This is a genomic window from Nocardioides mesophilus, assembly GCF_014395785.1.
Taxonomy (GTDB): Bacteria; Actinomycetota; Actinomycetes; order Propionibacteriales; family Nocardioidaceae; genus Nocardioides_B; species Nocardioides_B mesophilus.
In genome coordinates this window covers 256792-276977 of sequence record NZ_CP060713.1, presented here as the reverse complement: position 1 = coordinate 276977, position 20186 = coordinate 256792, and the positions used below count along the sequence as shown (strand labels likewise).

The 20186-nt window shown below is 72.0% G+C and carries 19 protein-coding genes; 13 read left to right on the top strand and 6 right to left on the bottom strand.

All coding sequences use genetic code 11. The annotated features are described in order from the left end of the window. Nucleotides 1-1161: a MacS family sensor histidine kinase gene (gene macS, locus H9L09_RS01200; RefSeq protein WP_223164171.1), complete on the top strand. Its 1161-nt coding sequence runs from the start codon at nt 1-3 to the stop codon at nt 1159-1161. Here the strand turns inward: macS and H9L09_RS01195 are convergent. Further along, a complete protein-coding gene (locus H9L09_RS01195; RefSeq protein ID WP_187578987.1) occupies nt 1122-1682 on the bottom strand; it encodes a GNAT family N-acetyltransferase in 561 nt (186 codons plus the stop codon). The two genes, macS and H9L09_RS01195, sit on opposite strands and share 40 nt — an antisense overlap. Nucleotides 1683-1752: 70 nt before the next feature. On the opposite strand from H9L09_RS01195, the gene H9L09_RS21810 reads away from it, so the two are divergent. The 3 genes from H9L09_RS21810 to H9L09_RS01185 are packed head-to-tail and all read left to right on the top strand — an operon-like array spanning nt 1753 to nt 2997. Continuing rightward, nucleotides 1753-1893 (top strand): hypothetical protein, encoded by a 141-nt coding sequence (locus H9L09_RS21810; RefSeq protein ID WP_246456190.1) that lies wholly within the window; start codon nt 1753-1755, stop codon nt 1891-1893. Continuing rightward, nucleotides 1884-2276, top strand: a complete 393-nt coding sequence (locus H9L09_RS01190) for a flavin reductase family protein (RefSeq protein ID WP_246456188.1) — start codon at nt 1884-1886, stop codon at nt 2274-2276. Before H9L09_RS21810 ends, H9L09_RS01190 begins: the two co-directional genes overlap by 10 nt. Nucleotides 2277-2328: 52 nt before the next feature. Further along, nucleotides 2329-2997: a response regulator gene (locus tag H9L09_RS01185; RefSeq protein WP_187578986.1), complete on the top strand. Its 669-nt coding sequence runs from the start codon at nt 2329-2331 to the stop codon at nt 2995-2997. 13 nt (nt 2998-3010) lie between these two features. Here H9L09_RS01185 and H9L09_RS01180 read toward each other — a convergent pair whose 3' ends face one another. Continuing rightward, on the bottom strand, nt 3011-5260 hold the full coding sequence (locus tag H9L09_RS01180) for a hypothetical protein (RefSeq protein WP_187578985.1): 2250 nt from the start codon (nt 5258-5260) through the stop codon (nt 3011-3013). A gap of 306 nt (nt 5261-5566) precedes the next feature. Here H9L09_RS01180 and H9L09_RS01175 point away from each other — a divergent pair, with 306 nt between their 5' ends. The 4 genes from H9L09_RS01175 (at nt 5567) to H9L09_RS01160 (ending at nt 11311) form a co-directional block, all read left to right on the top strand. After that, nucleotides 5567-5902 carry a hypothetical protein gene (locus H9L09_RS01175; protein ID WP_187578984.1) on the top strand — a complete coding sequence of 112 codons (336 nt, stop codon included), beginning with the start codon at nt 5567-5569 and terminating at the stop codon, nt 5900-5902. A gap of 413 nt (nt 5903-6315) precedes the next feature. Then, a complete protein-coding gene (locus H9L09_RS01170; RefSeq protein ID WP_187578983.1) occupies nt 6316-9225 on the top strand; it encodes a beta strand repeat-containing protein in 2910 nt (969 codons plus the stop codon). A 23-nt stretch (nt 9226-9248) separates the two neighbouring features. Further along, a complete protein-coding gene (locus tag H9L09_RS01165; protein ID WP_187578982.1) occupies nt 9249-10850 on the top strand; it encodes a PxKF domain-containing protein in 1602 nt (533 codons plus the stop codon). Between the two features lie 107 nt (nt 10851-10957). Next, the gene (locus H9L09_RS01160) at nt 10958-11311 is read left to right on the top strand and encodes a DUF6907 domain-containing protein (protein ID WP_187578981.1); all 354 of its coding nucleotides are present in this window, start codon (nt 10958-10960) and stop codon (nt 11309-11311) included. On the opposite strand, the gene H9L09_RS01155 is transcribed toward H9L09_RS01160, so the two are convergent. Both H9L09_RS01155 and H9L09_RS01150 read right to left on the bottom strand, forming a co-directional pair. Next, nucleotides 11261-11947, bottom strand: a complete 687-nt coding sequence (locus H9L09_RS01155; RefSeq protein WP_223164170.1) for a response regulator — start codon at nt 11945-11947, stop codon at nt 11261-11263. The two genes, H9L09_RS01160 and H9L09_RS01155, sit on opposite strands and share 51 nt — an antisense overlap. Continuing rightward, nucleotides 11941-13365: a sensor histidine kinase gene (locus H9L09_RS01150; protein ID WP_187578980.1), complete on the bottom strand. Its 1425-nt coding sequence runs from the start codon at nt 13363-13365 to the stop codon at nt 11941-11943. The genes H9L09_RS01155 and H9L09_RS01150 overlap by 7 nt, the downstream gene beginning before the upstream one ends. Nucleotides 13366-13447: 82 nt before the next feature. Between H9L09_RS01150 and H9L09_RS01145 the strand changes: the two genes are divergently transcribed. Together H9L09_RS01145 and H9L09_RS01140 are read left to right on the top strand one after the other, a co-directional pair. Further along, a complete protein-coding gene (locus H9L09_RS01145; protein WP_187578979.1) occupies nt 13448-13975 on the top strand; it encodes a metallophosphoesterase family protein in 528 nt (175 codons plus the stop codon). A 5-nt stretch (nt 13976-13980) separates the two neighbouring features. Continuing rightward, a complete protein-coding gene (locus H9L09_RS01140; RefSeq protein WP_187578978.1) occupies nt 13981-14961 on the top strand; it encodes a hypothetical protein in 981 nt (326 codons plus the stop codon). Here H9L09_RS01140 and H9L09_RS01135 read toward each other — a convergent pair. After that, entirely contained in the window at nt 14958-15686 is a 729-nt protein-coding gene (locus H9L09_RS01135; RefSeq protein ID WP_187578977.1) for an FGGY family carbohydrate kinase, read from the bottom strand. The two genes, H9L09_RS01140 and H9L09_RS01135, sit on opposite strands and share 4 nt — an antisense overlap. A gap of 120 nt (nt 15687-15806) precedes the next feature. Between H9L09_RS01135 and H9L09_RS01130 the strand changes: the two genes are divergently transcribed. Next, on the top strand, nt 15807-16835 hold the full coding sequence (locus tag H9L09_RS01130) for a 6-phosphofructokinase (RefSeq protein WP_187578976.1): 1029 nt from the start codon (nt 15807-15809) through the stop codon (nt 16833-16835). Nucleotides 16836-16884: 49 nt separating this feature from the next. On the opposite strand, the gene H9L09_RS01125 is transcribed toward H9L09_RS01130, so the two are convergent. Then, nucleotides 16885-17160 (bottom strand): hypothetical protein, encoded by a 276-nt coding sequence (locus tag H9L09_RS01125; protein ID WP_187578975.1) that lies wholly within the window; start codon nt 17158-17160, stop codon nt 16885-16887. 278 nt (nt 17161-17438) lie between these two features. Between H9L09_RS01125 and H9L09_RS01120 the strand changes: the two genes are divergently transcribed. Next, on the top strand, nt 17439-17891 hold the full coding sequence (locus H9L09_RS01120; protein ID WP_187578974.1) for a DUF4304 domain-containing protein: 453 nt from the start codon (nt 17439-17441) through the stop codon (nt 17889-17891). Nucleotides 17892-17954: 63 nt separating this feature from the next. Then, nucleotides 17955-20081: a RecQ family ATP-dependent DNA helicase gene (locus tag H9L09_RS01115; protein ID WP_187578973.1), complete on the top strand. Its 2127-nt coding sequence runs from the start codon at nt 17955-17957 to the stop codon at nt 20079-20081. Nucleotides 20082-20186: the final 105 nt, after the last annotated feature.

Here is a 20186-nt window from a genome sequence, read left to right as displayed (position 1 = left end):
GTGAGCGCCCTGACGTCCCTGACCCGGGGCGCCGCGACCTCGGGCGTCCAGGTCCAGACCTCGCTGTTCCGGGCGGTGGCGGTCGTCCGGGTCGTGGTCCTCGTCTACGCCGTCGCGCTCAACGCCGCGCGCTCCTCGGAGTTCTCCCGGCCCCTGCTCGCCTGGGCGGTGGTGGCCGCGATGGTGCTCTGGTCCGCGGTGGTCACCTGGGCCTACGACGAGCCCCGGCGCCGGCGTACGTCGTTGCTCGTCGCCGACCTGGTGGTGACCTGCCTGGCGCTGCTGGCCACCCCGCTGGTGGAGAGCGAGGCGATGCTCGAGCGGCACGCCTCGACGCTTCCGTCGTTCTGGGTGATGGCCGCGGTGCTCGCCTGGGCGGTCGCCCGGGGCTGGCTGGGCGGCGTGATCGCGGCCGCCGCGGTCTCGCTGTGCGACCTCTCGGTGCGGGTCGAGGTCACCGGCACCACCTGGGGCAACATCTTCCTGCTGCTGCTGGCCGCCGGGGTCGTCGGCTACGCCACCAGCCTCGTCCAGGAGGCCGCCGAGGCCCGGGCCCAGGCCGAGAGGGTGGCCGCCGCGATGGAGGAGCGCGCCCGGCTCGCCCGGGTGGTGCACGACGGGGTGCTGCAGGTGCTCGCGTTGGTGCAGCGCCGCGGCGCCGAGCTGGGCGGTGACGCCGCCGAGCTGGGCCGGCTCGCCGGCGAGCAGGAGGTGGCGCTGCGCGCGTTCGTCCAGACCGACGTGGCCCGGACCGTGGAGGCCGCCTCGTCCGGGGAGACCGACCTGGTGACCGCGCTGTCCCGCTACGGCTCGCCGTCGGTGACGGTCTCCGGGCCCGGGAGACCGGTGCCGCTGCGCGACAGGGCCGCGACCGAGCTGGTCTCGGTGGTCGGCGCCTGCCTGGACAACGTGCACCGGCACGTAGGCCCGGACGCGCCGGCGTGGGTGCTGGTCGAGGACCTCGGGGACCGGGTCGTGGTCACGGTGCGCGACGAGGGCCCGGGGATCCCGGCCGACCGGCTGGACCAGGCGTGCGCCGAGGGCCGGCTCGGGGTCAGCCAGTCGGTGCGCGGCCGGATCGCCGACCTGAGCGGGCAGGCGGTCCTGGTCACCGGGCCGGGTCAGGGCACGGAGTGGGAGCTGAGCGTGCCGCGGTCCTGAGGGCCCTCGGTGACCGGTCCTGCCGAGTCCTTGCTCCGGTCGCTCGGGGGCGACCACTCGAAGAACCGGTCCTGGTCGTCGACGACCACCATCCGGAAGCCCAGCCGCTCGCAGATCGCGGCGGCCAGCTCGCTGCGCCGCTCGGCGCGGATGCTGACCAGCTGCCCGGTCTGGTGCGCCTTGGCCATCACGTCGCGGATCAGCGCGGTCGCGAGTCCGCGGGAGCGGTACGCCGGCAGCAGGGTCAGCTCCACGATCTGCAGCATGGCCGGGGTCCGGTGCAGGTAGATCCGGCCCGCGGCCTCGCCGTCGCTGAGCACCACGAAGCGCTCGAGCTGCGGGTAGCGGACCTGGAAGCGGCGTTCCGCGGTGATGTACTGGATGCGGAGGAAGTGCTGCACCAGCTGGGGGTTCGGCATCAGCGCGGTCTCACGCTCCCAGAGCGTGCAGAACACCTCGAAGAGAAACGTGTCGTCCTCGTCGAGCGCCGGTCGCACGTTCGCGAACCGTCCCAGCATCATGCGTAGTACCCCCCTGGACTGAGAATCGGCAGGTCGGGCGCAGGTCTTGAGCACAGCCTAGGCTGCGGCCATGACCATCCACTCCGAACATCCGTTCCTCGAGCCGGAGGGGAGCCGCGATCCGGTCCGCCGGATGCGCGGGCGGTTGGGCGGAGCGGTCGCACTGCTGACCGCCGGGGCCCCGGAGGATCCGGGGACCGGGTGGGGTTGACGGTCTCGTCGCTGCTGCTCGCGCACGGCGACCCTGCGCACCTGCTGGCCCTGGTCGACCCGGACTCCGACCTCGCGGACGTCGTACGGCGCACCGGGCGCGGCGTCGTGCAGCTGCTGTCCTGGGAGCACCGGGACCTTGCCGAGGCCTTCGCCGGGACCGCGCCGGCGCCGGGGGGACCGTTCAAGATGGCGCGGTGGGAGCCGACGGCGTGGGGGCCGGTGCTGGCCGGGGCCACGGCCTGGGCTGGCTTCGTGCTGGCGGGGGAGCCGGGCGAGGTGGGCTGGTCGCTGCTGCTCGACGGGACCCTGGAGCACGTGGAGGTCGCCGAGGAGGGGCAGCCGCTGGTGCACCGGCGTGGACGGTACGTCCGGCCGGCCTGACGCCGTAGCCTGAGCGCGGTCCCGCGCCGGGCGGGCCTGGACGGAGGTCGGGATGTCGCTCACGGTGATGGTGGTCGACGACCACCCGATGTGGCGCGACAGCGTGGCCCGCGACCTCACCGAGGCCGGCCTCCAGGTGGTCGCCACCGCTTCCACCGGCACCGAGGCGCTGACCCGCGCGGCCGCCACCCGGCCCCAGGTGGTGGTGCTCGACCTGCAGATCCCCGAGCCGAACGGCGTCGCGGTCACCGCGCAGCTGGTCCGCGAGGACCCGACGGTCCGGGTGCTGATCCTCTCTGCGTCCGGCGAGCAGGAGGACGTGCTCGAGGCGGTGAAGGCCGGCGCCACCGGTTACCTGGTGAAGTCGGCCTCACGGGCGGAGCTGCTGACTGCGGTCCGCCGGGTCGCCGAGGGCGACACCGTGTTCACCCCTGGGCTGGCCGGCCTGGTGCTGGGGGAGTATCGCCGGCTCTCCGACACCCCGGCCGCCGCGTCCTCGGACCCGGACGCGCCCCGGCTCACCGAGCGGGAGACCGAGGTGCTGCGGCTGGTGGCCAAGGGGTTGTCCTACAAGCAGATCGCCGAGCGGCTGTTCCTCTCGCACCGGACCGTGCAGAACCACGTGCAGAACACGCTGCGCAAGCTGCAGCTGCACAACCGGGTGCAGCTCGTGCGCTACGCGATCGAGCAGGGTCTCGACGAGGAGCTCGGCGAGCGCTGAGCCCTGCGACGCGTCATCCTCTGAGGGAGTAGACCGCGTAGTCGCCGTTCTCGAAAGACGGCTCGACCAGGGTCGTGAGCGCCTGCTCGTCGGCGGGGAACCGCCGGTCGAGGACGAGCCAGCTGACGCCGTACTCCCTGAGCCGGTCCAGATCGCCCCGGCTGGGATCGGTGAAGGCCTTGTCGTTCGCCGTCAGAGCCGCGGCATCCCAGAACGGTACGTCGTCGAACTCTGCTCCGGTCTCGGCCATCAGCCTTGCGTGATGGGGGGTGTAGCCCCAACCTTCGATGAATACGCGCCGTTCGGCATACCCAGCCAGCCAGAAGACAGCGATCAGCTTCGACGCCGGCGTCAGCGTGTGCGCGTTCGTGGCGAGCACATCGTCTGGGCTGGTGTGGGCTCGAACCCACCGGGCCGCTTCGACACCGCCCACCCCGACGGTGGTGTCCGCAGCCCGCGTCATCGAGGGCCGCGCCCACGGGGCGGCAGCCAGGGACAGGGAGAGCTGTGCCGTGCGATAGACGCCGAGTCCGGTCAGCGCCGCGCACAGAAACACCAGGGTGGTGATTCCGCGCGAGCCGGCCACTGGAAGCCGGCTGACGGCGACGCCTGCGACGACGATAACGGCGAGCACCATGAGGAAGCCGTCCGCGTAGTCCCACGTCCTGCTCAACGTCGGCCCGAGCGGCGGGACGGACGTGATGCTCGAGGCCCAGCTCACGGCCATGCCGGCGGCGGCAAGCACCACACCGAGGATCGCGACCGACCGAAGCTCCCGCGGGCTCCCTTCGGGCAGTAGGCGGGAGAAGCCCGCGGCTGCTGCGATCGCGACCACGACCTGGGTCGAGCAGACGAACCACTGCTGGGAGAACAGCCCCAGATCCAGCAGCAGCGAGGCTCCGATGGCAGCCGCCGTGATGCCGAACGCGAAAGCCGTGAAGGGGACGCGCCAGCCGCCGCGGACCAGCAGCCCGATCATCCCCGCCATGTGCACGGACCAGAGCGTCACGATCAATCCGGCGAGGAGGAGCCCCGCGACCGAGAGGGGTGCCGGGGTGATCGCGCCGATCGATGCCGCCGCGAAGTCGAGGGTGCCGGTGGCGTCGAGCCGAACGCCCGTCCCCTCGCCCCCGTAGAAGCCGAACTGGAACGCCAGCCAGCTGCTCACCGCGACGAGTAACAGCCCGACATGCGCCCTTCTCACGGTCCGGGTGAGCAGTCCGACCATGAGCACGGTCAGCACTCCCGCGACCATCAAAGGGGCGAACGTCGCCTTCGCACCGGATGCGGCGCCGAGAAACAGCACCAGCAGCGGCCACGAGGACCAGGTCGATCGACCGTCGAGCACCTCGACGAGCAGAAACAGCACCCCGCAGAACAGCAACGCGCCGAAGGTCATCGTGGGGCTGCCGAAGATCGCCTGCGAGGTGAATTCCTGCCGCTGGAAGAGATCCGCCTCCGCTGCGGCGAAGGCGGGGGAGTGGACCAGCACCAGGAGCCCGGCGGCCAACGGTCCGATGGCGAGACGACCCGTCAGCTTTGCAGCGATCAATGCCGTCGCCAGCACGGTGAGCACGACCATGAGCAGGGGGGACAAACGCCGCAGCAGGACGATCGGTTCGACGCCGCTGATCCAAGAGGCTGAGGCGGTGTGCACATAGGTCAGCCAGTGGTAGTGCAGCGGTTCCCCGGTCACCCAGGGGATCGCAGCCGGCATGTGGTGACGCAGCTCGCCTGTGAGAGCGAGCTGGAACGTGGCATCAGGGCCGATCATGCGGAGCCCATTGACGTCGAGCCCTGCTTCCCACCAGTTCGCGCGCGCGACGAAGAGGATGAGATACGTCATCACCGCAGCGATGGACCAGCTCCACGACGGTGGAAGACGCGTAGCCCCTTCCGGTCGCCAGCATGCCCGACCGGCCCGCGTCACCAGACAGACCAGATAGGTGGCGGCGGGCCACGCCAGGACCAGAAGGGGTGCCCCCACAGCGCGAGCCGGGATGTAGCAGACGATCTCCATGGCATAGCCCAGGATCGCGCCGAAGACGATGTCCTCGAGCCAGAGCCGCGACGAGCAGGGACGAGCCAGCCGCCACAGCAAAGTCCCGGGGAGGACCAACGCCAGCACCGCGTAGGTGCTGAATCTGAGAAGGTCTGTGGCGGCGAGCCCCGACATGAGCAGCAACGCTGAAGTGGCGGCGGCAAGCAGTGCAGCTGGTGGCCAAACGGTGCGCAGGATCATTCGCCCGAGTACGCCCTGCATGACCGGCGAGTCTAGGTCTCAGGGGACGGCATGTCCGACACTTCCGGCATCCCGAGGACGGAGACGACCCGAAGAAGTCTCGACAGCGCTTGGCAAGTGAGCACGGCGCCGGGGGGCCTTCTCAGGTCCCCAAGGGAACCGCAGCCGCTGGCGGGCCGTCCCAGCGAGGTGAACCGCATCCCTGCCGCCCGGTTGCCGGTGCGCGTCTGGCTGCCTGTGCTGCTTCTCCTCGGCGTGTCCGCCGGCTGCGGGTCGACGCCAGACCCCGAGCTCTCGTTCGAGGAGCACTGCGCGATAGGACGACCGGTGATCTCGAACATCACCGCGCGGGCGCGCGACCACCGGGTGATCGTCATGTGGCAGGAGGCCTTCGTAGCGCTCGAAGACCGTTCGTTCCGGGTCTACCGGCGCGCCGGCGGCGCCGGCCGGTGGTCCCGTGTCGCTGAGGTGACGTTCGGGCCGGGGCAACAGCGGAAGTTCGTCGACTCCGGTCCGTGGCCGGCGTCGTCCCGGCTCGAGTACGGCGTCACCGAGCTGCACCCGTGCGGCGAGACGAGGATCTGCGTCGGGGAGGAACCGGTGCGGCAGTGCGGCATCGCCACCGTGCGTCGGGAGGGCCGTTCTGAGGCAGTCGACGCGTAGTGATGCGCCGGCGGAGCCGCGGTCGTCCCAGGCCTGGAGTTTCGACCGTTTAGGGATTTGAACGCACGTCTGAGCGTGGGCCTGAACGCCGTTTAGGGGTTTGAACGGACAACCCCCTCCCGATGGGGAGAAGTCGTTCCTAACGTCGTACTCGTGGCGCCAGGGGGGCGCACGTCTCGGATCGACGGACCCACGAGGGGAATCAACACATGCTTACTCGTCATCACGCTGCGCACCGCGGGGGGCGCGCCCAGCAAGCCGGTGGAGATCGCCGGACGCTGGCCGGCCTGGCTTCTGCATTGATGGTCCTGGGAGCCGTCAATGCAGCACCGGCTCTGGCCGCGCAAGGAACGCCGCCTGCCGTCACCGGCGCCGCCTTCTCCGGCGCCGGGACAGCGACGGTCGGAGGCACGGTGTACGCCAAGTCGGGCACCGCCCTGACCCTCACCGTGAACACGTCCGGTGACGCGCGCTGTGTCAAGGTCGACGGCGCCTTCACCGACACCCAGGTCTCGCCGACGAGCCGGACGTCCTGGACGTTCACCGCGCCGCCGGCTGGAGCGACGGAGGGTGCGCAGTCGGTCACCGTGGGCGTGACTGACAGCTACAACACCAACAACGGCAACGGCAACAACTGCACCGGCACTGCGGTCACCGGCAGCGCGACCTACACGGTCGACAACACCGGCCCGACGCTGAGCGGCGTGGCCACCCCGGCCCCGAACACCGCCGGCTGGAACAACACCGACGTCACCGTCGCGTGGACGGCAACCGACACCGGTTCCGGAATCGCCGCTCCCCAGCCGTTCAAGACCGAGACGCTCACTGCCAGCGGGATCCTCACCGCCACCGCGCCGGCTCAGAAGGACCGGCTCGGCAACCTCGGACCGGCGGGCTCCAAGACGGTCCGGATCGACAAGGTCGCCCCGGGCATCACCGCCACCCAGACCAGTGCCGGTTACGGACAGCCCACCACGGTCACCTTCACCTGCACCGACACCGGTGCCACCGGCGTGGCCCCCTCCGGGGTCGTCAGCTGCCTCGCGAGCGGGTCGACGACCAACTCGGTGACGGTCGGCAAGAACGGCACCGTGACCGGCACCGCCACCGACGCCGCCGGCAACACCAAGACTCTGGCGGTCGAGGTCCAGAACGTCGACACCACCGCGCCGACCCTGTCGGGCGCGCCCACCACCAACCCGAACGGCAACGGCTGGTACCGCGACGACGTCACGGTGCACTGGACGGCAACGGACCCCGAGTCCGGGATCCCGACCGCGCCCGCCGACACCACGATCACCGGCCAGGGCGAGAACCTCACCAGCTCCACGACCGTCAGCAACGGCGTTGGCCTGAGCACCACCGCCACCAGCAGCCCGGCGGTCAAGATCGACCGCACGGCACCGGTGACCGGCATCAGTGGCGTCTCGAACGCCTGGACCAACGGCGCGGTGAACGTCGTCCTGTCTCCGACCGACAACCTGTCCGGCGTCCGCTCGACCACCTTCACCGTCGACGGTGGCAGCCCGCAGCGGGGCACGAGCTTCTCGCTCACGGACCAGGGCGTGCACACCATCACCTACTCCAGCACCGACGCCGCCGGCAACGTCGAGAGCACCCGCACCGCTGAGGTGAAGATCGACAAGACCGCGCCCAGCATCGGGCACAGCTTCGCGCCGGACACCTACACCGACGGCGCCTGGACCAACAAGAACGTGACCGTCACCTTCACCTGCACCGACGAGGGTGGATCCGGGCTTGCCTCGTGCACCAGCCCGGTGACCGTGAGCACCGAGGGGGGCAGCCAGAAGGTCGAGGGCACCGCCACCGACAACGCCGGCAGCTCGACGAAGAACACGGCGACGGTCAGCATCGACAAGACACCGCCGACCATCGCCGCGCACAAGTCCGGCGTGGTCAACGAGGCCGGCTGGTACAACACCCCGGTCACGGTCAGCTTCACCGCCGACGACACGCTCTCGGGGGTCGCGAGCAAGACCGCCAACAAGGTGCTCGGCGAGGGCGAGAACCAGTCGGTGACCGGCACCGCCACCGACGCCGCCGGCAACCCGGCGAGCGCCACGGCCAGCGACATCGACATCGACCTGACCGACCCGGAGCTCGCCGGCAAGTTCTCCACCGGCTGGAACCGCGGCGACGTGACCGTCGACTGGAGCTGCACCGACAAGCTCTCGGGCCCTGCAAGCCAGCCGAAGAGCACGATCGTGGGCGGCGAGGGGGACAACCTCACCGCCACCGCCGACTGCGCAGACCTGGCCGGCAACGCTGTCTCCACGACGGTCGACGGCATCAAGATCGACCGGACCGCGCCTGTCACGGGCGCCGAGCTCGACGGCGACGTCAGCAACGGCTGGTACGGCGGCCCGGTGCACGTCACGCTCACTCCGGGCACCGACCTGTCCGGCATCGCCGCGACCTTCTACACCGTGGACGGCGGCGACCCGATCACCTACGACGGTCCGTTCGACTACGGCACCGAGGGTGAGCACACCTTCACCTTCTGGAGCCGCGACATCGCCGGCAACGTCGAGGAGGCGGGCGCCCCGAGGACCGTCAAGATCGACACCACCAAGCCGGTGACCACGATCATCAACCCGCTCTCCCAGACCAGCTGGTTCGTCGTCAGCGGGATCCCGTTCGCCTTCAGCGCCATCGACGGTGGGTCTGGGATCGCCGGGACGTACTTCAAGATCGACGGCGGCACCGCCGTCAAGTACGGCGAGCCGTTCACCCAGGACCTGAACGACGGTCAGCACACGGTGACCTACTGGAGCGTCGACCTCGCCGGCAACGCCGAGGCGTCGCGCACGGTCCCCGTCAACGTGGACACCGTCCCGCCGACCATCAACGGCAAGGCGAGCCCGGCGGCCAACGGCTTCGGCTGGAACAACACCGACGTCGCCGTCACCTTCACCTGCACCGACGAAGGCTCCGGCCTGCAGACGGGGGTGGCAGGTTGCTCCGGCGACACCACGCTCGGCAACGAGGGCGAGGGTCAGTTCGCCAACGGTGACGCCGTCGACGTGGCGGGCAACCGCTCCTCCGCAAGCGTGACCGGCATCAAGATCGACAAGACCCTCCCGGCCCTTGCCGGTGTGCCCAGTCGGGCGAACGGCGCCGGTTGGTACAACGACGACGTCACGGTGACGTGGGTCGGTGACGACGCCGGGTCCGGCATTGACCCGGCTACGCAGCCCGCACCCAGCACGGTCGAGGGGAGGGCCGCAACCTCGGTGCCGGTCCGGTCACCATCAACGACAAGGCCGGCAACGAGAGCCTGGCCGCGACGGTCAGCGGTCTGAAGATCGACCGCCAGGGGCCCATCGTGACGGGCGCTCCGACCACGAAGCCCAACGGTGCCGGTTGGTACAAGAGCTCGGTCAAGGTGGACTTCACGTGCACCGACCCGCAGCTCGCTGACGGCACGGCGGGCTCCGGCGTGGCAACCTGCCCGACCTCTGAGCTGCTGGACGGCGACGGTGCCGGCCAGAGCGTGGACAGCGGCCCGGCAGCCGACCTCGCCGGCAACAGCGGTGCGGGCAAGACCGTCGGTGGCATCGACATCGACGGCACCGCCCCCAGCACCACGGTAAACAACACGTGCACCAAGGTGAACGGGTGGTGCACGGGCTCCACGGCCAGTGTGGTGATCACCGCCACCGACCAGGCAGGTCTCTCCGGGGTCAAGGAGATCCACTACCAGGTTGACGGTGGCGCCGAGCAGGTCGCGCCGGGTGCCAGCACGACGGTCAGCGTCCCGCTGTCCGGCAGCGGGGCCGGCACGGTCACCTACTGGGCGGTGGACAACGCGGGCAACGTCGAGAAGGCGAACTCCTCGGCGCTGAAGTGGGACAACATCGCTCCGGCGGTCACCCACACCCTCACCCCGGCGGCCAACGCGGGCGGCTGGAACAGCGGCGACACCACGGTCCACTTCGCCGCCACGGACGACGACAAGGGCTCCGGCGTCGACGCGACGACGGTCACCCCGGACGTCACGGTGCGCGACGAGACGGCCGGTCGCACGATCACCGGCTCCGCGACGGACGGGGCAGGCAACACCGGCACTGACAAGGTGACGGTCAAGCTCGACCGGACCGCACCGACCATCACCGGGGCGGTCACCACCGGAGCCAAGGGTGACAACGGCTGGTACACCGGCCCGGTCACGGTCACCTTCACCTGCACCGACGGCCTCTCCGGCGTGGCGACCTGCCCCGACCCGGTGGTGCTCTCCGACAACGGGGCCAACTCCGCCTCGGGCACGGTCACCGACCAGGCCGGCAACACTGCGTCGGCCACGGTGTCGGGCATCAACATCGACCAGGAGAAGCCGACGCTGACCGCCGCAAACGTGAACGTCGCGGACGGCAAGTTCACCCTCGGGTCCGTGCCGAAGGCGACCTGCACGGCCCGGGACGAGGTGTCCGGAATCGACTCCTGCACGGTGACGGTCACCGGGGGCACCGCCAACGGGGTGGGCACCTTCAGCTGGACCGCCACCGCGAAGGACAAAGCCGGCAACACGACCACGATCACCGGCAGCTACACGGTGATCTACCGCTTCGACGGGTTCCTCCAGCCGATCAACGACACCGCGCACCAGGTCGGCACCTCGACCAGCGTGTTCAAGGCAGGCAGCACGGTCCCCGCGAAGTTCCAGCTGAAGCGGGCAGACGGCAGCGTCGTCCAGGCGACGGTCGCACCGGTCTGGCTGACCCCGCTCAAGGGCAGCGCGATGAGCGTCCCGGTGGACGAGACGGTCTACACCGTCTCGGTCGACAGCGGCAGCAGCTACCGCTACGACGCCACGGCCCAGCAGTACATCTACAACTGGAAGACGCCGAGCACCGGAGGCAACTACTACCGGATCGGCGTGAGGTTCGACGACGGCCAGACGTACTACGTCAACATCGGCCTTCGTTGATCGACCTCGCGGCTCCCGACCGGGAGCAGCGGTGAACGGGGGCCCCGCGTCGACACCGACGCGGGGCCCCCGTGTTCGACAGGCACGACGGAAAGGGGGACCAGCGCATGAGGCCCAGCAGCAGACGGCGTACGCCGTCGTGCCCGACCTGGTGCGTGCTCCGGCACGGGCAGGCCGGCGAGGACGACACCGTGCACGTGAGCGGCGCGCTGCTCGTACGCCGTACCGTCCTCCGGCTCTGCACGACGATCGACCCGGGAACACGGGCCCAGGACGGCCCCTACGTGCTGGTCGGCGACGAGGAGTACACGCTGCACGAGGCGGAGGTGCTCATCGCCGCGCTGACCCAGCTGGCCGACCAGGCGGGCGGCGTACGACCGCTGCCGGCCGAGGCCACGGCGCCGGCGGCGTCACTGATCCCGGAGCAGGTCGAACGCGCTCTGCCGGTCTTTGACGCGTAGCTTCTTCAGCACCGACGACACGTGCACCCGCACGGTGGTGGGGGAGAGGAACAGCCGCCCGGCGACCTCCTCGGTGGAGAGGCCCTCGCCCAGCATCTCCATCACCTCCCACTCGCGCTCGCTCAGCTTGGCGGCCGCCGGCGACTTGCGGGTGAAGCGGCGCTTGGCCGGCGCCCGGAACTCGTCGAGGATCCGGGCGACCAGCCGCCGCGGCATCGCCGCCTCACCGGCCAGCACCCCGCGCAACGCGAAGCCGAGTCGTGCCGGGTCGGTGTCCTTCAGCAGGTAGCCCGAGGCGCCGGCGCGCAGCGAGTCGAAGACGTCGTCCTCCTCGGCGGACTGGGTGAGCATCACGACGGCGACCTCCGGCTGCGCCCGGCTGATCTGCCGTGCCGCCGCGATGCCGCTGCCCGGCATGTGAATGTCGAGCAGCGCGACGTCGGGGCGGTGCTCGAGGGTGAGGCGTACGGCGTCGTCGGCGCTCGCGCCCTCGCCGACCACCTCGCAGCCGGCCCGTTCGAGCGCCTGCCGGATGACACCGCGGATCCGGGCATGGTCGTCGGCCATCACCACCCGGATCGGCGGGGTCGGCGGCGTGCTGCCCGCCGTGTCCTCCGTGCCCTCCGGGCTCACCACGTCACCACCACCGTCGTGCCCTTCCCCGGCACCGACCGCAGCTCGAACGCGCCCGGGAGCCCCGCCGCCCGCTCGCCCATGCTGGTCAGGCCGTAGCCGGTGCTGCTCGTGCTCGCTCCGGTGTCGAAGCCCTGCCCGTCGTCCTCCACGACGAGCCGCCGTCCCGAAGGGTCCCGCGCCAGCCGGACCACCACGCAGTCCGCCCGCCCGTGCCGGAGCGCGTTCGACACCGCCTCCCGGGTGATCCGGACCAGCGCGTGGCGCTGCTCGGCGTCGGCGTCGACGGAGTCGTCGAGGTCCACGACCACCCGCCCGCCGTACCGCTCCGCGACCTGCCGCGCGGCCCGGTGCAGCACCAGGCCGAGCGGCTCGTCGGGGCTGCGGCCGAGCGCGTCGACCGCGGCCCGGGCCTCGTCGAGGGCACGGTCGCAGGAGGTCATGATCCGGCTCCGGAGGCCGCCGTCGGCATCGATCGAGTGGGCCTCGGCGCGGATGTAGCCGAGCTCCTGGACCACGCCGTCGTGCAGCTCGCGGGCCAGCCGGCGACGGTCGTCGAGGACCGCGACCCGGGCGAAAGCAGACCAGTACTGGCTGATCTCCCGGGCGGCGCCGACCAGCAGCAGCACGTAGCAGCCGGTGCGGAGCAGGTCGCCGGTGTAGACCCAGTCGCTGTAGAGCGAGGGGAACAGCACGTAGTTCACCCGGGCGAACCCGCCCAGCGCGCAGGCCGGGCCGAGCCAGCGCAGCAGCTCGTCGCGGCGGCGTACCGCCTGCTGGGTGAACCACACCGAGGCGGCCAGGAAGCACAGCGCGGTCGCGCCCTGGGCGACCAGCAGCAACGGGTGCCCGTCCAGCACCGGCTGCTGCGCGGACGCCGGCGGGTTCTGGTCCAGCGCGACGGGCAGCCGGTCGCGGACCGACCACAGCGCGGTGAACGTCGCGGCCACCAGCAGCCAGGGCACCACCCGGGCGCGCGCCGCGAGGTGGCCGCGCACCAACCGGTCATCGACCAACGCCGCGACGAGCAGCAGCAGCGCGCCGAGAAGGCGCAGCGCCAGCGGCAACCACACCTCGATGGTGCCGGGACGGAGCCCGTCGACGTGGGTCACGAGCAGGGTGACGCCGAGGCCGGCCAGGCCGAGCAGGAACAACCCCTGGGCGAGCAGCAGGTCCTGGAGCCGCCGGCTGCGCACGAACCGGCCCCACAGCAGGTAGGCCAGCAGGAAGGCGACGCAGCCGTCGACCGAGTCCAGGATCAGGTGCAGGGCGGGGCTCCGATAGCCGAAGACGAGGTATGGCGTGCCGAGGATCAGCGCTGTGACCACCAGGCCGGCCGCCCAGGCCGCCGCGGTGAGGGCAGGGGCAGGAGGGGCGGTGCGCGCACGCGCCCCCCGTTGCACCGCCACCCCCGGCTGCATCCTTGAAGGGTAAATCGGATTTTCGGACGCCGGTGCCGAATAGCGGCAAGAAACCCGGACCGTGCTCAGTAGGGTCGGAACCGTGGCAGACCAGCGGCTCCTCCTGATCGCGGACACGCACGTGCCCAAGCGCGCCCGCCGGCTGCCGGACCAGGTGTGGGACGAGGTCGACGCCGCGGACGTCGTGATGCATGCCGGGGACTGGGTCGACGTCGCGCTGCTCGACGAGCTCGAGGCGCGGTCGCGGCGGCTGGTCGGCGTCTACGGCAACAACGACCACGGCGCGCTGCGCGAGCGGCTGCCGGAGGTGGCGACCGCGACCCTCGGCGGGGTCCGGTTCGCCGTGGTCCACGAGACCGGCCCGGCTGCGGGCCGCGAGGCGCGCTGCGCGACGACGTACGCCGATGCCGACGTGCTGGTCTTCGGGCACAGCCACATCCCCTGGGACACCACCGCGGCCACCGGGCTGCGGTTGCTGAACCCGGGCTCGCCGACCGACCGGCGCCGGCAGCCGTACTGCACCTACCTGACCTGCCGGGTCGGCGACGGCCGGATCAGCGACGTCGAGCTGCACCGGCTGCCACCGCGCGCGCCGCGCCGGAAGGAGTGAGCGCGATGGACCTCCAGCAGGCCGCCGACGAGCTGTTCGCGCTGACGCCGACGGAGTTCACGCCGGCCCGCAACGAGCTCGCCAAGCAGCTGAAGGCCGAGGACCGGGAGCTCTCCGAGCGGGTCAAGGCGCTCCGCAAGCCGGCCGCCGCGGCCTGGGTGGTGAACATGCTGGTGCGCCACGACGCCGCGGAGATGACCCAGGTGCTCGATCTGGGGGAGTCGCTGCGGCAGGCGCAGGCGGACCTGGACGGGGACGCGCTGCGGGAGCTGAACAAGCAGCGGCGCCGGCTGATCGCCGCGGTCGCCGGCAAGGGCCGCGGGGTGGCGCTCGAGCTCGGGCAGAAGGTCAGCGAGTCGGTGATGCGGCAGGTCGAGGAGATCCTGCACGCCGCGATGATCGACACCGACGCCGCGGCCGCGGTGCGCACCGGGCTGCTGGTCGAGCCGCTGTCCGCGACCGGGGTCGGCACGATCAAGGCAGCCACTGCGGTCGCCGACCACACCGCGCTCGGCGGGCGCGGGCCGACGCTCGCGCCGGCGGCGAAGCGGTCGGGCGGGGGAGCGGGCCGGGGTGGCGGTGCCGGGAAGGCCGCGGGGGCGGGCACCGGCTCGGGTGGGACCGGACGGTTGCGGTCGGTGCCGGAGCCGGACCCGGAGGAGCGGCGCCGCGAGGAGCGCCGGCGGGCTCGCGAGGCCGCACTGCGCGCGGTGCGGGAGGCCGAGGAGACGCTGGCCGAGGCGCAGGAGGAGCTCGCCTCCCGGGAGCGGAAGGTCTCCGACCTGCAGGCGCGGACCCTCCAGGTCAACGGTGAGCTCGACGAGCTGCGGCGCCGCATCGACGAGCTCGAGGACCGGCTCGAGCGGCTGGACGCCAAGGCCGAGGACGCGGCCGAGGCGCGCGAGGAGGCGGCCGGGGGAGTGGCCGCGGCCGAGGCGGAGCTGGCCGACGCGCGGGCCCGGGTCGAGGAGCTCGGGGGCGACTAGCGCAGCCCGATCGGGACCGCCAGGCCACCCACGGTGCTGGGATCGGTGACCGCCGGTGTCCTGCCCGGCTCCACCAGCTGCGGCAGCGCGGCGGCCGGGACGCCGAACAGGGCGCACAGCTCGGGGTCCCACGTCCCGGCGGTGGTGTCGAGCAGCAGCGTCGCCGCGGCGCTCGCCGTGTCCACCAGGTGCCACACCCCGCGGGTCATCCGGGCGACCAGGTAGGACGTGACCGGTCCGACGACGTACCTCCCGTCCTCGACGAGCGCCCAGGTGTTCGGCTCGTGGGCGCGCACCCAGGCCAGCCGCGGGCCGGTGCCGGTCGGGTCCAGGCCGCGTCCGGTGCGGGTGCCGACCAGCTTCTCGGATCCCGACGAGCGCATCCACGTGCAGAGCTCCGCCGTACGGCGGTCCGCGGGGCCGATCACCGGGCGCGGGGAGCCGAGCGTCTCCTGGTCCCAGACCACCAGCGTCTCCGGCGGCCCGGTGAGCACCAGGCCCTCCACCTCGGCGGCGTCGACGCCGGGCCGGTCGAGCAGCTCGCGCACCGCCTCCGTCGTGGCCCGCCACAGGTCCTCGGGGGCGAGCTCCTGCCAGCCGGGCCGGGGCGCGGTCACCGGGACCGGTCGGCGTACCGGCGACCGGGGACCGTCGCCGTCGAGCAGGCCGGCGCTGACCTCGCAGGTGGAGTCGGTCACGGCGACGTGCACCTCGAGGAACGGCATGGCAGGCATCCTCGCATCGCGAGACGACCCGACGGCTGCCTGGATCGATCAAAACCGCATCGCTAGGGTCATGCACGACGGATTGCTTGAAGCCCGCGAGCAACGACACAGGAGGACGACATGCGCGTTGGAGTGCTGACCGGAGGCGGGGACTGTCCCGGTCTGAACGCTGTGATCCGCGCGGTGGTGCGCAAGGGGGTCTCCACCTACGGCTACGAGTTCGTCGGCTTCCGCGACGGCTGGCGCGGCCCGCTGGAGAACGTCACGGTCCCGCTCGGCGTCGACGACGTGCGCGGGATCCTGCCGCGCGGCGGCACCATCTTGAAGTCCTCGCGCACCAACCCGTTCAAGATCGAGGGCGGGGTGGAGCGGATCAAGGAGAACCTCGCCTCCAACGGCGTCGACGCGCTGATCGCGATCGGCGGCGAGGACACCCTCGGCGTCGCCACCAAGCTCTCCGACCTCGGCGTGAACGTGGTCGGCGTCCCGAAGACGATCGACAACGACCTCTCCGGCACCGACTTCACCTTCGGCTTCGACACCGCGGTGAACATCGCCATGGAGGCGATCGACCGGCTGCACACCACCGCCGAGTCCCACCACCGGGTGCTCGTCGTCGAGGTGATGGGCCGGCACGCCGGCTGGATCGCGCTGCACGCCGGCCTCGCCGGCGGCGCCAACGTGGTGCTGATCCCGGAGATGCCCTTCGACATCACCAAGGTCTGCGAGTACGTCGAGCACCGGTTCCAGACCAACTACTCCCCGATCCTGGTCGTCTCCGAGGGCGCCGTCCCGATGGAGGGCGGCGACATGACCGTGCAGAGCGGCGAGCTTGACGCGTTCGGGCACGTCCGGCTCGGCGGCATCGGCGACCGGCTGGCCAAGGAGATCGAAGACCGGACCGGCAAGGAGGCCCGGGCGGTCGTCCTGGGCCACGTCCAGCGCGGCGGCACCCCGACCGCGTTCGACCGGTGGCTGGCCACCCGGTTCGGGCTGCAGGCGATCACTGCGGTGCACGAGAAGGACTACGGCACGATGGTCGCGCTGCGCGGCACCGACATCGTCCGGGTGCCGTTGATCGAGGGCACCGGCGAGCTCAAGCTGGTCCAGCCCGAGCAGTACGCCGAGGCCGAGGTGTTCTTCGGCTGATCGCCCTGCGGACGGCGCCGGCCGCGACTGCCGGCGCCGACCTCGCCGGTCAGCAGTCCTCGGGGAAGACCTGGCAGTAGTTGTCGACCTCGTCGGTGTCGTGCTGCGACCCGATCGAGAGGGTCCCCAGGACCGCGAGGAATCCGAGCAGGACCACTCCCACCACGACCAGCGCGAGGACGATGAGCAGTCGCCGGTTGCCCGGCGCATGCTGCGGCTGAGGTGCCGCCGCGAGGTTCGCCGGGAGCCACTGCTGACCGTCCCACCACCACTGGCCGTCCGAGCTGTACTGCGGCCCTGCCGGAAGCTGCTGCGGATCGGTCACGATGCCCCCTGTCGTCGAGTGTCGGCGACAGGGTAGGAACTGAACTCACCCCCGGCGGGCCGTTCGCTGGGCTCTTTACTGTGATGCGCGCCTCACGTCCCCCCGGCAATTTGCGTGACGCGTCTTCGCACGGTCCTATCGGGAGCCGACGACCTCGGGAGCCGGGCGTGCGAGGTGAGCCGGGCGGGTGCCGCTGATCGAGGGCACCGGGGTGCTCAAGCTGGTCTCGCCCGAGGAATACGCCGAGGCCGAGGTCTTCTTCGGCTAGGTTCGGTCGCATGACGACGGGGGAGGCGTCGACCGCGAAGGACAAGGTCGCCGCGATTCTGAAGCAGCGGGTGGCCCCGGAGCTCCGGGCGATGGGCTTCAAGGGGTCCGGGCAGAACTACCACCTGCCCGTCCCCGGCCACTTCGCCCTGCTCGGCTTCCAGAAGGCGCGCTTCGGCACCCGCCACGACGTTATGTTCACGATCAACTTGCTGGCCTGCTCCCACGCCGACTGGGCCGCGCTGGCGCAGACGAAGCCCTACTACGGGGAGAAACCCATCGTCGGTGCGATGTACCCGCCGCCCGTCTGGGGACAGCGGATCGGGTTCGTGATGCCCGAGCCGCACGACCACTGGTGGCACGTGCTCGACGACACCGACAGCGACGCGCTGGCCGACGAGGTGATCGACGCTCTGCGTGAGTACGGCGTCCCGGCGCTGCGCGCGCACCTGCCTGCGGACTGAACCACCTCATCCGGCGAGCCCCCGGCCACCGTTCCTGACGGTGGCGCGGCCTACGGTGGCCGAATGACCACCACCACGCTGACCGAGGCCCGCGACGAGATCGCCACCCGGGTGATCACCGCGATGGCCGGTCCGGACGCACGGCTGCGCGAGGACCAGGCCACCGCGGTCGCGGCGCTCTGCGAGCCTGGCGCCCGGGTGCTGGTCGTGCAGGCCACCGGCTGGGGCAAGTCGGCGGTCTACTGGGCGGCCACCGCGATCCGCCGTGCCGAGAACGCCGGACCCACGCTGGTGGTCTCGCCGCTGCTGTCGCTGATGCGCGACCAGGTGGCCGCCGCCGGCCGGGCCGGGCTGCGGGCGGCGACGCTGAATTCCTCCAACATCGACGCCTGGTCCGCGATCGAGGCCGACCTGCGCGGCGGCCAGCTCGACGTGCTGCTGGTCTCCCCGGAGCGGCTGGCCAACCCCGGGTTCGGGCGGCGGGTGCTCGACGGGCTGGCCGGGCGGCTCGGCCTGGTGGTGATCGACGAGGCGCACGCGGTCTCCGACTGGGGCCACGACTTCCGGCCCGACTATCGCCGGGTCTCCGACGTGCTGCAGCGGCTCAACCCGGACACCCCGGTGCTGGCCACCACCGCCACCGCCAACGCCCGGGTCACCGACGACGTCGCGCACCAGCTCGGCCGCGACCTCGACGACGGCGGCCAGGGGGAGGCGACGCTGGTGCTGCGCGGCCAGCTGGCCCGGGCGAGCCTCGAGCTGTCCGTGGTGGACCGGCTCTCGCCGCTGGAGCGCTATGCCTGGGTGGTGGACCACCTGCCGCGGCTGCCCGGCTCCGGCATCGTCTACTGCCTGACCGTCTCCGACGCGGAGCGGCTCGCGGCCGCGGTCGCCGAGGTGCACGGCGACGCGGTCCCGGTCGCGGCCTACACCGGCCAGCTGGAGCCCGGTCGTCGTGAGGAGCTCGAGGACGCGCTGCGCGACAACCGGCTCAAGGCGCTGATCGCCACCTCCGCGCTGGGGATGGGCTACGACAAGCCCGACCTCGGCTTCGTGGTGCACGTCGGGGCGCCGCCGTCGCCGGTCTCCTACTACCAGCAGGTCGGCCGCGCCGGGCGCGCGATCGAGCACGCGCACGCGGTCCTGCTGCCCTCCGACGCCGATGCCGGGGTGTGGGACTACTTCGCGACCGCGACGATCCCCAAGCCGGAGCAGGTGGAGCGGGTGCTCGCGGTGCTCTCCGGGGGCGAGCCGGTGTCGGTGGCCGCGGTGGAGGCCCAGTCCGGGGTACGCCGCGGGCGGGTCGAGCTGATGCTCAAGCAGCTCGCCGTGGACGGGGTGGTCGACCGGGTCGAGGGCGGCTGGGTCGCGACCGGCAAGCCGTGGTCCTACGACGCCGAGCACTACGACGGCGTGGTCGCGGTGCGCCGCCGCGAGGCCGACATCATGCGCGCCTACACCCGCGGCGAGCGCTGCCTGATGCAGCTGCTGCAGCTCTCCCTCGACGACCCGCACGCCGAGCCCTGCGGACGCTGCTCGGTCTGCCGCGGCGCGCTGTCCGAGGACCTGTCCGGCGCGCCCGAGCCCGAGACGGTGCAGGCGGTGACCCGGCTGCTGCGCGGCCAGGTGCACCTGCTCGAGCCGCGCAAGATGTGGCCCGGCGGCGCGTTCGGGGCCCGCGGCCGGATCCCCGCCGAGGAGGGCCACGAGGTCGGCCGCACCCTGATCCACGCCGACGCCCCGGAGTGGCGCGAGAGCGTCGCGGCGATGTTCGGCGCCGACGCACCGGCCCCGGAGGAGGTCCGTGACGGCGCCGTCCGGCTGCTGTCCGGGTGGCGGGGCTCGTGGTCGCGGCGACCCGAGGTGGTCGTGGACCTGCCGGCGGCCGGTCAGCGGCAGCTGACCGCGTCGGTGGCCGATCACATCGCCGCGGTGGGCCAGCTGGGCCGGGCCTCGATGCCGGTGCCCGACCGGCTCCCGGACCTGCGCGAGCTCAGCTCCGCCGATGAGGCGGCCTTCTGGCGCGACGCGTTCACCCCCGGCTCCGCGCCCGCCGAGGTGGCCGGCGCCTCGGTGCTGCTGGTGGTCGATGCCACCTCCTCGCTGTGGCCGATCACGGTGGCGGCGGCGGCGCTGCGGCGGGCCGGTGCGGCCGCCGTACTCCCGATGCTGATCCACCGCCGACCCTGAGCCCCGGCCCCGACGCCGCGGGCTCGGGGGTTGCGGCGGGGGACCGGCGCGACGAAGGTGGCGGCGGGGCCTACGCCGGGAGGCGCCCGCGGGCCGAGGGGAGGG

What these genes read in the sequence shown, in the direction of transcription:
- H9L09_RS01140 (WP_187578978.1), top strand. Translation starts at nt 13,981, where the DNA reads ATGGACCTCCAGCAGGCCGCCGACGAGCTGTTCGCGCTGACGCCGACG.
- H9L09_RS01115 (WP_187578973.1), top strand. Translation starts at nt 17,955, where the DNA reads ATGACCACCACCACGCTGACCGAGGCCCGCGACGAGATCGCCACCCGG.
- H9L09_RS01180 (WP_187578985.1), bottom strand. Translation starts at nt 5,260, where the DNA reads ATGCAGGGCGTACTCGGGCGAATGATCCTGCGCACCGTTTGGCCACCA.
- H9L09_RS01150 (WP_187578980.1), bottom strand. Translation starts at nt 13,365, where the DNA reads ATGCAGCCGGGGGTGGCGGTGCAACGGGGGGCGCGTGCGCGCACCGCC.
- H9L09_RS01160 (WP_187578981.1), top strand. Translation starts at nt 10,958, where the DNA reads ATGAGGCCCAGCAGCAGACGGCGTACGCCGTCGTGCCCGACCTGGTGC.
- H9L09_RS21810 (WP_246456190.1), top strand. Translation starts at nt 1,753, where the DNA reads ATGACCATCCACTCCGAACATCCGTTCCTCGAGCCGGAGGGGAGCCGC.
- H9L09_RS01195 (WP_187578987.1), bottom strand. Translation starts at nt 1,682, where the DNA reads ATGATGCTGGGACGGTTCGCGAACGTGCGACCGGCGCTCGACGAGGAC.
- H9L09_RS01130 (WP_187578976.1), top strand. Translation starts at nt 15,807, where the DNA reads ATGCGCGTTGGAGTGCTGACCGGAGGCGGGGACTGTCCCGGTCTGAAC.
- H9L09_RS01120 (WP_187578974.1), top strand. Translation starts at nt 17,439, where the DNA reads ATGACGACGGGGGAGGCGTCGACCGCGAAGGACAAGGTCGCCGCGATT.
- H9L09_RS01185 (WP_187578986.1), top strand. Translation starts at nt 2,329, where the DNA reads ATGTCGCTCACGGTGATGGTGGTCGACGACCACCCGATGTGGCGCGAC.
- H9L09_RS01135 (WP_187578977.1), bottom strand. Translation starts at nt 15,686, where the DNA reads ATGCCGTTCCTCGAGGTGCACGTCGCCGTGACCGACTCCACCTGCGAG.